The sequence below is a fragment of the Acinetobacter sp. YH12233 genome, assembly GCF_013417725.1.
Lineage (GTDB): Bacteria > Pseudomonadota > Gammaproteobacteria > Pseudomonadales > Moraxellaceae > Acinetobacter.
The window spans coordinates 1-10580 of the sequence record NZ_VPDK01000060.1; the positions used below are offsets into that span (position 1 = coordinate 1).

9 protein-coding genes and 1 pseudogene are annotated in these 10580 nt (G+C 43.1%); 5 read left to right on the top strand and 5 right to left on the bottom strand.

Going from position 1 to position 10580, the window contains the following annotated elements:
• Nucleotides 1-160: 160 nt before the first annotated feature.
• On the bottom strand, nucleotides 161-1384 hold the full coding sequence (locus FTV12_RS15675; RefSeq protein ID WP_180034305.1) for a CaiB/BaiF CoA-transferase family protein: 1224 nt from the start codon (nucleotides 1382-1384) through the stop codon (nucleotides 161-163).
• 345 nt (nucleotides 1385-1729) lie between these two features.
• On the opposite strand from FTV12_RS15675, the gene FTV12_RS15680 reads away from it, so the two are divergent.
• On the top strand, nucleotides 1730-3019 hold the full coding sequence (locus FTV12_RS15680; protein WP_180012226.1) for an MFS transporter: 1290 nt from the start codon (nucleotides 1730-1732) through the stop codon (nucleotides 3017-3019).
• An 87-nt stretch (nucleotides 3020-3106) separates the two neighbouring features.
• Here the strand turns inward: FTV12_RS15680 and FTV12_RS15685 are convergent, their stop codons facing one another.
• The gene (locus tag FTV12_RS15685) at nucleotides 3107-3595 is read right to left on the bottom strand and encodes a MarR family winged helix-turn-helix transcriptional regulator (protein ID WP_034706362.1); all 489 of its coding nucleotides are present in this window, start codon (nucleotides 3593-3595) and stop codon (nucleotides 3107-3109) included.
• 505 nt (nucleotides 3596-4100) lie between these two features.
• Here FTV12_RS15685 and FTV12_RS15690 point away from each other — a divergent pair.
• From FTV12_RS15690 to aliA, 4 genes are read left to right on the top strand one after another with little or no spacing between them, the layout of a single operon-like run.
• On the top strand, nucleotides 4101-4865 hold the full coding sequence (locus tag FTV12_RS15690) for a glucose 1-dehydrogenase (protein WP_166138714.1): 765 nt from the start codon (nucleotides 4101-4103) through the stop codon (nucleotides 4863-4865).
• Between the two features lie 58 nt (nucleotides 4866-4923).
• Nucleotides 4924-5706, top strand: a complete 783-nt coding sequence (badI, locus tag FTV12_RS15695; protein WP_179993043.1) for a 2-ketocyclohexanecarboxyl-CoA hydrolase — start codon at nucleotides 4924-4926, stop codon at nucleotides 5704-5706.
• A gap of 12 nt (nucleotides 5707-5718) precedes the next feature.
• Nucleotides 5719-6876: a cyclohexanecarboxyl-CoA dehydrogenase gene (gene aliB / locus FTV12_RS15700; RefSeq protein ID WP_180012224.1), complete on the top strand. Its 1158-nt coding sequence runs from the start codon at nucleotides 5719-5721 to the stop codon at nucleotides 6874-6876.
• A 54-nt stretch (nucleotides 6877-6930) separates the two neighbouring features.
• Nucleotides 6931-8598: a cyclohexanecarboxylate-CoA ligase gene (gene aliA / locus FTV12_RS15705; protein WP_179993041.1), complete on the top strand. Its 1668-nt coding sequence runs from the start codon at nucleotides 6931-6933 to the stop codon at nucleotides 8596-8598.
• A 100-nt stretch (nucleotides 8599-8698) separates the two neighbouring features.
• On the opposite strand, the gene FTV12_RS15710 is transcribed toward aliA, so the two are convergent.
• The 3 genes and pseudogenes from FTV12_RS15710 to FTV12_RS15720 form a co-directional block, all read right to left on the bottom strand.
• Nucleotides 8699-9376: a type 1 glutamine amidotransferase domain-containing protein gene (locus tag FTV12_RS15710; protein ID WP_179993040.1), complete on the bottom strand. Its 678-nt coding sequence runs from the start codon at nucleotides 9374-9376 to the stop codon at nucleotides 8699-8701.
• 174 nt (nucleotides 9377-9550) lie between these two features.
• On the bottom strand, nucleotides 9551-9715 hold the full coding sequence (locus tag FTV12_RS15715; RefSeq protein ID WP_166138732.1) for a hypothetical protein: 165 nt from the start codon (nucleotides 9713-9715) through the stop codon (nucleotides 9551-9553).
• Between the two features lie 227 nt (nucleotides 9716-9942).
• Nucleotides 9943-10449 (bottom strand): annotated as a pseudogene (locus FTV12_RS15720) (SDR family oxidoreductase); the annotation flags it as partial.
• Nucleotides 10450-10580: the final 131 nt, after the last annotated feature.

Genomic DNA, 10580 nt, shown 5'->3' on the forward strand with positions numbered 1-10580 from the left:
CTCATGAAATACGGTATTCTGATGTGACAAAACCTGAATCCTGGTCGTTAAAGTGTTTGTTTGCACTCATATTTTAACTGTTAGGACTCAGGTTTTTTTATTTAAAGCAAACTATGGGACAGCAGTGATCTTTCGATTCCTTTTTTTATTGCTGAGCAGTTTAGCGCTGCTGGATGACTTTTTTACTTTTCAGCTCTTCCATTTCAGCAGGGCTTAAATACTGGCTCAAGATGGCGTCGGTATCTTCACCCAGACACGGTGGTGCTTTTTTATATTCTACCGGGGTCTTGGAAAGTTTAATCGGCGAACCAATCGAGGTGTAATCGTCACGTAGAGTATGCGGCATATGAATGACCATTTCACGCGCCAGAACCTGTTCTTCTTCCAAAGCCTGTTTCAGGTTATTGATCATGCCCACTGGGACTTTGACTGCATGAATCAGATCTACCCAGTGTTTTGCCGGTTGAGAGTAGAAATGAGCCTGTAAGAGAGTGGTGAGTTCTTCACGATGTGTAACCCGGCCTGAATTTTTCAAGAAACGCGGATCTTCTGCCACTTTGGTCAAACCCACGGCCTGACACAGCGCTTGAAATTGCAGGTCATTCCCACAAGCAATAATGAATTCACCTTCCTGTGCTTTAAACACCTGATAAGGCACAATATTGGCATGGGCATTTCCGAAGCGGCCAGGGACTTTACCTGAGGTCAGATAATTCATGGCTAGAACAGAGAGGGAAGCGACCTGGGTATCCAGCAGTGCCATATCAATATGCTGACCTTCACCAGTTTTTTTACGGGACAATAAAGCAGCTTGAATCGCAATTGCAGCATATAAGCCAGTGGTCAGATCAGCAAAGGCTAGACCTGCTTTTTGCGGACCACCCCCTGGAAGGTCATCACGTTCACCCGTAACACTCATCATACCGCCCATACCCTGAACAATGAAGTCATAGCCTGGTTCTTGCGCACGCGGGCCATTCTGGCCAAAGCCGGTAATTGAACAGTACACCAGACGCGGATTTATCTGGCTCAGACTTTCATAATCCAGACCATATCTTTTCAACGAACCCGCTTTATAGTTCTCAATCACTACATCACTCTGTTCTGCGAGTTTCTTGATAATGCGTTGACCTTCCGGAGTAGATAAATCTACGGCAACTGAATGTTTACCGCGATTGGCTGAAAGATAGTAAGCCGATTCATGGGTATCTTCCTGCTGATTATTTTTAAGCCAAGGTGGTCCCCAGATGCGTGTGTCATCTCCATGATCAGGCTTTTCAATTTTAATCACTTCCGCACCTAAGTCCGCCAGAATCTGGCTACACCAAGGACCAGCCAAAATCCGGCTTAAATCCAGTACACGAAAGCCCGTTAAAGCACCCATCGTTACGCTCCTTGTTCGATGTTATTTAGATTACATGTCATTTTAATAATCGCTTTAAAGCTATATGAAAATGGAAAAACAATCAACTTTACGATACTTAATTTCGTCTAACAAAATAAAACATCTAAAATGATTGAAAAATCATCCTAACTTCTTTAGCCTGATGACGAGAATAAATACGATTCAAAAATAACAGGAGAGGGAAAAGTCTCGGGAATGAGATTATAAGAACAGGAGTAAGTACTGTGCTTTGAAAACGGATCTCGCTTAAAGCGCATGCATACAGAAGTGTGCATACACAAGATCAGAATGAAAAAACCTAAGGATAGGAATAGAGATTTAAATATGACGGAATTAGTAAGAGAACAAGTTTTAGAAAGAGAACTCGCAAAGATAAAACCCACTACCAAACGAACCCAGCAGATCGCCTTTGTCTTTGCCTTTTTGGCACTCCTGGTCGATGGCGCGGACATGCTACTGCTGTCTTTCAGCTTAAACAGCCTGAAAGCAGAATTTGGTTTAAGTAATTTACAAGCCGGTACCTTGGGTAGTTTTACACTGGCGGGTATGGCGATTGGTGGTTTTATTGGTGGCTGGGCTTGTGACCGTTTAGGCCGGGTACGTACAGTCGTGATTTCAATTCTGATCTTTTCAGTATTAACTGCAGCCTTGGGCTTTACCCAAAACTATGAACAGTTCGCCGTACTACGTTTCCTGTCTGCGTTTGGGATCGGATCTTTATATATTGCAGCCAGTACACTGATGGCTGAATATGTACCAACCAAATACCGGACTACAATTTTAGGTACCTTACAGGCAGGTTGGACGGTTGGCTATATCGTAGCTACTGTATTGGCAGGTTGGATTATTCCTGAATATGGCTGGCGTACACTGTTTTTTGTCGCGATTATCCCATCCGTTATGGCGATTTTTATCCAGAAACTGGTTCCTGAACCAGAATCGTGGCAGCGTGCAAGATTACTGCGTTTATATGCACCCGCTGAAGAAACCACCAAACAGCCTGTTAAGAAAAGTACTGTCAAAGAAATCTTTGCGGATCCTGCGAATCGCAAGATGTTTATTTTATGGATTTTCACGGCTGGGTTTCTGCAGTTTGGCTATTACGGTGTAAATAACTGGATGCCTGCTTATCTAGAATCTGAATTACACATGAACTTTAAATCAATGGCGGGTTATATGATCGGAACCTATATCGCCATGATTTTTGGTAAAGTTCTGGCCGGTTTTGCTGCAGACCGATTAGGTCGACGCGCCGTTTTCTCTTTTGGCGCGATCGGTACGGCGATTTTCTTACCGGTCATTGTGCTGTTCAACACCCCGGATAATATTGCCTATCTGCTGATTTTCTTCGGCTTTCTCTATGGTATTCCGTATGCGATTAATGCCACATATATGACTGAAAGCTTTGCGACGTCAATCCGCGGTACAGCAGTCGGTGGTGCCTATAATGCAGGGCGTATTGGGGCCATGTTTGCCCCTGCAATTATTGGCGCGGCAGCTAGCGGTGGTTCAATTGGCTTGGGCTTCCTGATTATGGGCGGTGCCTATTTCTTGTGTGGTGCAGTGTCTGGGATCTTTATCAAAGATCGTCAATATGACCCACAAAAAGCATAATGATCATTTTAAACAATGATGTTAAAAATGAGCCTCATAAGGGCTCATTTTTTTATCTGTTTAATTTAAAAATAAGATTTCTATTTTTTATTGGTCCGACTCTTTTTGCAGATGAATACTTTTCAGACCATCATTTACTTTATTGAGTAAATGAATCAGGGTAATCACATCATCAAAAGCCAGTTTATTTAAGGCTTGTCCATAAAACTCAAAAAAATCATCCTGCAGGCTATCCCAGGTCTGAAAACCTTCCGTGGTAAGCGCAACAATTTTGGCACGTCGATCCTGCTCATTGATAACACGCTCTACCAGTCCATCACGTTCCAGTCGTTTTAAGACAGCATCCAGATTTTGTCGGCTTACACCCAGATATTCGGTCAGATCTGAAAAAGACATACCAGATTTAACTTTAGGACGAGACAGGGCACCCAGCACGGCCCAATGCACTGGAGATATTTTTAGCTCATTTAAGCATTTTCGATCCAGACTGTTTCCCACCTGAAACAGCCGGAAAAACAGCCGGTTATGAGCGGAATATAAGGATTGATCATATTTTTTTGACAAAGTATCACTCACTATATGCAACATCCTCAATACTGAAATAGCCAAACGGTGCAAAGTATAACCTATCGCTTTTTCGCATAAATCAGTTTCTTTTATAATTTGTTTTAAAAATCATAGTTTTTTAGTAGAAATCTGCATCTTTAAATCCTGTACTAAGCGATTAAATCATTTAAAAATATCTTTCTTGATATTCACAGTTTCAGTTTGTTCTCTAGCTGAATATCAAGGCAGTCATCTAGCAAACTAAAGAAATAAAACATCCTTCATGAAACAGAAACAGCTTAGTAATAAACTGGGGCTAGATATAGGTTACTCTAAAGATAAATGTCAATATAGGTCAATACATTGAATAAATAAAATTATTAAATAATTGTTATTTATACATTTATAAAAATATAAATATTATTTTATGTAAATATGTTGACATAAATTCAATCTCTTTCTATTTTAGATAAAACACACCGAATTAGAACAATAGCCGATTAAATTCGACAACAAATAGCGTAGGGATAAAACAATGAAAGGATTAAAAGATAAGGTCGTGATTGTGACAGGCGGTGCAGGCGGAATAGGTTCCGCAACCTGCCGACGTTTGGCAGAAGAAGGCGCTAAAGTTGCTATTTTTGATATGAATCTGGAAGCTGCCGAGAAGTTGGCAAATGAAATTAATCAATACGGTCGGGCGCTGGCGATTCAATGTGATATTACCCAAAGTGACGTCGTTGAACAGGCGGTTCAAAAAACGGAAACTGAATTAGGCCCGATCGATGGACTAGTGAATAATGCTGGTTGGGACATTTTTAAACCCTTCATTAAAAGCACCCCAGACGAATGGCAGAAACTGATCCAGATCAATCTGGTCGGTATGCTGAATATGCACTTTGCTGTGCTGAAAGGCATGGTCGAACGTAATTCCGGCAGCATCGTTAATATTGCCTCAGATGCAGCCCGTGTCGGTTCTTCGGGCGAAGCAGTCTATGCTGCCTGTAAGGGAGGATTGCTATCTTTCTCCAAAACTCTGGCACGCGAACATTCACGCCATAACATCAAAATTAATGTGATTTGCCCAGGACCAACCGATACCGCTTTACTTGCAGGCGTGACTGAAGGTGCTTCAAATCCAGAAAAATTACGTGAAGCCTTTGTTCGTGCTATTCCACTGGGCCGTTTGGGTCAGCCGGATGATTTAGCTTCTGCGATTGCTTTTTTCTTAAGTGAAGATGCCAGCTTTATTACCGGACAGGTCCTTAGTGTCTCTGGCGGTTTGACCATGAATGGTTAAAGCATCAAATTAATTAACACTAAATTAGACAGATAAAACAGTACAGGACGTAATGAACATGAATTTTGAAGATATCTTATATGAAGTAAAAAACGGTGTAGCCTGGATCACGATTAACCGTCCAGAAAAAATGAATGCCTTTCGTGGTACGACCTGTGATGAACTGATCAAGGCTTTAAATAAGGCAGGCTATGACCGTAACGTTGGGGCGATTGTATTGGCCGGCGCGGGTGAAAAAGCGTTTTGTACTGGTGGTGATCAGTCTGCGCATGATGGTAATTATGACGGTCGCGGTACCATTGGTTTACCGATGGAAGAATTGCATACCGCCATTCGTGATGTCCCCAAACCGGTAATTGCGCGCGTACAAGGTTATGCGATTGGGGGAGGTAATGTACTGGCCACGATTTGTGATCTGACGATCTGTTCAGATAAAGCAATCTTTGGTCAGGTCGGACCAAAAATGGGTTCAGTCGATCCAGGTTATGGCACAGCATTTTTAGCACGCGTCGTGGGTGAGAAGAAAGCCCGTGAAATCTGGTACATGTGCCGCCGTTATTCTGGTCAGGAAGCGGTTGAAATTGGATTGGCCAATAAATGTGTACCAGCAGATCAACTCGATGCAGAAGTTCAGGCATGGGGCGAAGAAATCTGTCAGCGTAGTCCGACCGCAATCGCGATTGCCAAACGCAGTTTCAATATGGATACCGCACATCAGGCAGGGATCGCTGGCATGGGCATGTATGCGCTAAAACTTTATTACGATACTGAAGAGTCTCGTGAAGGCGTCAATGCACTGAAAGAAAAACGTCAGCCTGAATTCCGTAAATATGCCAAATAAGGAGACTGATCAATGAAAAAGAATCCTTATATCACCGAAGATCTAGAACTTTTAGCTGAAACGGCAGAAAAATTTGCCCAGAAATATGTGGCTCCGGGATTTCTGGAGCGCGACCAAAGCCGAGTCTTTGATCGTGATCTGGTGAAAAAAATGGGGGAAATGGGCTTTATAGCCCCCGAACTCCCTGAACAATACGGTGGTCAGGGTATGGGCCGACTGGCAGCAGGGATTATCCATGAAGCCATTGCCAAAGCGGATTTAAGTTTCTCCTATATCAACCTGCTTGCTTCCCTAAATGGCCAAATTCTGGCCGAACATGGGCAGCCTGAAGTGGTTGAGCCCTGGCTGAAAAAACTCACTGCAGGCGAGGCTATCTTCTCAATTGCCTTGACCGAGCCGCGAGGCGGTTCTGATGCAGCAAATTTACGTTTAAAGATTGAACGTGATGGCGACGAATATGTCATTAATGGCGAAAAAACTTCAATTTCTGCGGCCGATCAGGCAGATGCTTCGGTGGTTTTCGGTCGCACTGGCGCCAATGAAGATGGTGCACATGGCGTGACAGCGCTCTTGGTTCCGATGAATTTACCGGGCATCTGTACCACACGATTTGACTGTCATGGTCAGCGCGCCATTGGTCGCGGTTCAATCTTCTTTGACAATGTTCGTGTGCCAGTCAATCACCGTCTAGGGGATGAAAACAAAGGTTTTGTGCAGGTGATGCAGGGCTTTGATTTTTCTCGTGCTCTGATCGGTTTACAGGTTTTGGCCGTTGCCCGGGTGAGTCTGGATGAAGCTTGGGAATATGCCACGCAACGCGAAGCTTTTGGTCAGCCATTGACTGCTTTTCAGGGAGTTTCGCATCCACTCGCTGAATACGAAACTCAGGTTGAAGCTGCACGCTTACTTTGCCTGCAAACTTTATGGCTCAAAGATAACCATCTACCACATACCTCTGAAGCAGGCATGTGTAAATGGTGGGGACCAAAGCTGGCTTATGATGTGATTCATCAATGCCTGTTGACTTATGGTCATGCCGGTTATGACCGTGGTGTGATGGAACAACGCATGCGTGATGTACTAGGATTCCAGATTGGCGATGGCACAGCACAGATCATGAAAACAATTATCGCTCGGCATAAGGCAGGACGTAAGGCTGTACCAGCTTAAGGAAAATACGCCCCAGCCTGAATAAGACTATTATAAAAAATAAGGAGTAAGCGAATGGATTTCGATGCGGTTCTGATCCCGACAAGAAAAGAGGCCATGCTCAAACAAGGACACTGGCTCAATCAAACAATTCTCGATTTTTTACGCAGTGCGGTAGAAAAAAATCCGGACAAAACAGCTTTAGTGAGTTTTAAGGTCGAGAATCAAACTGAACAGACTTTCAGCTACCAGCAGATTTGGGACATGACCAACAAAATTGCGCTGGGCTTGAAACAGTTGGGTATTGAGAAAAATGATGTGGTGTCTTGCCAGTTGCCGAACTGGTGGGAATTTACCTTGCTGTATCTGGCTTGTAGCCGTATTGGCGCCGTATTGAATCCACTCATGCCGATATTCCGTGAACGTGAATTGGAATTCATGCTTAAACATGGTGAATCTAAAGTATTTGTTGTGCCTAAAATCTTTCGTAATTTTGGCCATGAACAGTTGGCCAATCAGCTACACAACAAGCTGGACACCCTAAAACACGTAGTTGTAGTGAATGGGGATGGCGAGAATAATTTTGATCGCCTGTTGCTTAATCATAGTCTGGAACAGAATGCTGCAGCCATTGCTGAGCTAGATGGGCTTGAATCTGGCCCAGATGATATTACCCAACTAATCTTTACCTCGGGCACTACAGGTGAACCGAAAGGCGTGATGCATACGGCCAATACCTTATTTTCCAATATTGTGCCTTATGCAGAGCGTTTGCATTTAACTGAAAATGATGTGGTATTGATGGCGTCACCGATGGCGCATCAGACCGGATTTATGTATGGCCTGATGATGCCGATTCAGCTCAATACCAAAGTGGTATTACAGGATGTCTGGGATGTCTCCAAAGCAGTAGACTTGATTCATCAGCATCAGGTGAATTTCACCATGGCTTCAACGCCATTTTTGAACGACCTGTCCAATACTGTGGCTGAACAGCATGACAAAGTCGATTCACTGAAAATTTTCCTTTGTGCTGGTGCGCCAATTCCGGGACCATTAGTGCAAAAAGCCCGGGAGATTTTAGGCGTAAAAGTGATTTCAGCCTGGGGAATGACTGAATGTGGCGCGGTCACTACTACCTGTCCAGAAGATGACGATGAACGTTCTTTTAATACTGATGGCATCGCCTTGCCGGGTGTAGACGTCAAAATTGTCGATAAAACAGGGAAGGCCAAGCCGGTGAATGAGTCTGGTCGCTTGATGATTCGCGCTTGTTCTGGATTCGGTGGCTACCTCAAACGTGCTCATTTAAATGATACCGATGCAGATGGCTGGTTTGATACGGGCGATATCGCCTATCAGGATGAAAAAGGTTATATCCGGATTTGTGGCCGTAAAAAGGATGTAATCATTCGTGGCGGTGAAAATATTCCGGTCGCAGAAATTGAATCACTTTTATATAAACATCCCAATGTGGCGGTGGTCGCTTTAGTGGCTTATGCAGATGAACGGCTAGGTGAGCGTGCCTGTGCGATTATCAAGTTGAAAGATCCGGCACAGTCTTTAAGTTTTAATGAGCTGGTGGATTTTCTGAAAACCCATAATCTGGCAATGCAATATATTCCAGAACGTTTGGAGATTTGGGACGAGATTCCGATGACGCCATCGGGGAAAATCCAGAAATTTAAACTCAGAGAATTACTGGCCCAGCATATTGCATCAACTGTGGCAGTAGCGAATTAGAATCTCAACATAAAACGAATAAACCCTGATGTGACATCACATCAGGGTTTTTTACCAGCAAATAAGTAACTGGTCTCCAATGACTTATATCTGGATGAAATTATTTTAATAACTTTAACAGCGCCTCAGCCGTTGCAGCAGAAGATGCCGGATTCTGTCCGGTAATTAACAGGCCATCTTGCTGTACATGTACCTGCCAGTCCTCAGCCTTGGAATACTGTCCGCCTTTTTCTTTCAGCGTATCTTCAACTAAAAATGGCACGATATCAGTCAGGCCAACACCATCTTCTTCAGTGTTACTAAAGCCAGTCACTGATTTACCTTCGACGATAGGTCGGCCTTCTGCATTTTTAACATCGCGAAGCACACCCGGTGCATGACAGACGAGTGCCACAGGTTTATTGGCCTGTAGAGTCTGTTCAATTAAGGAAATAGAATTCTGGTCATTTGCCAGATCCCATAACGGTCCATGGCCGCCCGGATAAAAGATCGCATCAAAATCCTGATTCAGCACATCACTTAATTTATGCGTATTGGCAAGAGCCTGCATGGCCACTTCATCTGCTTCAAAACGTTTGGTCGTTTCGGTTTGCGCATCAGGTTCATTGCTTTTTGGATCAAGTGGTGGCTGGCCACCGGCTGGAGAGGCCAACGTTACGTCTGCGCCTGCATCAATAAAAGTGTAATAAGGAGCAGCCAGTTCTTCGAGCCAGAATCCGGTTTTTTTACCCGTTTCGCCAAGTTGATCATGGGAGGTTAATACAATCAGAATTTTCATATTTTTCCTTAAAATTATCTTGAATGACTTGATGAAATAACGAAACAAAGGAAAGAATCTGAATACCTAAGGCCATCAGACTTTTTCGATTGCTTAAAAAATAAAAGGAATAAAATCTAGATAGTTGAACTGATGCTAAATCAATAGCATCACTTTCCTTGAACTTTGGATAGCTCAGTTTTTCTTTTTCTTGCCACCGCCGTCCTGCTTATTCACAGTCGACCAGGCAATACGCTCTGCTTCGTCTTCAGGACGACCACGATCTTTTTCACTGTCTTCAATATGCTTAGCCTGTCGTTTTTGCTTTTCGGTATAAGCTGATTTATCACCTCTAGACATTTTACTATCCTCATCAGGTAGGGGCTGAAATCACTATAACAAGGGATTATTTTGGCGCGGGTAATCATCTGTCAGGATTTGTTTGAATTGTTTTATAGCTTTAAGATGAATTTTATAGATATCCATCAAATTCTGTTTTTCAAAGATTCTAAAACTAAAACGTATTAAATATTTTAGAAAAAAGTAGATAACAGCTAGAAAGGCTGTTATCTACTTTCAAACTTTGATTAGCCGTTAATAATACTGCCGCCATTTACATGAATGACCTGACCTGAAATATAGCTAGCTTCTTCACTGGCCAGAAATAAATAGGCAGGAGCGACTTCACTCGGTTGTCCCATACGTCCCATTGGTGTCTGTTTACCAAAATCTTCCAGTTGTTCTTCATCAAAGCTGCTTGGAATGAGTGGTGTCCAGATTGGGCCTGATGCAACACCATTCACACGAATTCCGGTTTTATTTTTCGCCAGATTGGTAGATAAGCTGCGGGTAAAAGAAGTAATCGCACCTTTGGTGCTTGAATAGTCTATCAGTGTGTCATGTCCATGATAGCTGGTGATACTGGTGGTATTGATAATACTGTCACCTGCCTGCATATGTGGAAGTACCGCCTGAGTCAGATGGAACATGGACAGGATATTGACATTGAAGGTCTTGAATAACTGGTCTGGAGAAATATCGGTAATACTGTCCTGCGGATACTGCACACCTGCATTATTTACCAGAATATTAATGGTTTAGGACTTACGCATTGACGGATTCAAAAAAGTATTAAAATACTTTATAAAGTATCTGTGATCAGACGAATTAAACATGCTTCTACAGCAACTTGTACATTACCCATTTATATGGGCTTTCTCATGAC

Bases quoted from the DNA above. Each gene is read 5' to 3' on its own strand.
- aliB (WP_180012224.1), top strand. From the start codon at position 5,719: ATGAAAAAGAATCCTTATATCACCGAAGATCTAGAACTTTTAGCTGAA.
- FTV12_RS15715 (WP_166138732.1), bottom strand. From the start codon at position 9,715: ATGTCTAGAGGTGATAAATCAGCTTATACCGAAAAGCAAAAACGACAG.
- FTV12_RS15680 (WP_180012226.1), top strand. From the start codon at position 1,730: ATGACGGAATTAGTAAGAGAACAAGTTTTAGAAAGAGAACTCGCAAAG.
- FTV12_RS15675 (WP_180034305.1), bottom strand. From the start codon at position 1,384: ATGGGTGCTTTAACGGGCTTTCGTGTACTGGATTTAAGCCGGATTTTG.
- FTV12_RS15710 (WP_179993040.1), bottom strand. From the start codon at position 9,376: ATGAAAATTCTGATTGTATTAACCTCCCATGATCAACTTGGCGAAACG.
- aliA (WP_179993041.1), top strand. From the start codon at position 6,931: ATGGATTTCGATGCGGTTCTGATCCCGACAAGAAAAGAGGCCATGCTC.
- FTV12_RS15690 (WP_166138714.1), top strand. From the start codon at position 4,101: ATGAAAGGATTAAAAGATAAGGTCGTGATTGTGACAGGCGGTGCAGGC.
- badI (WP_179993043.1), top strand. From the start codon at position 4,924: ATGAATTTTGAAGATATCTTATATGAAGTAAAAAACGGTGTAGCCTGG.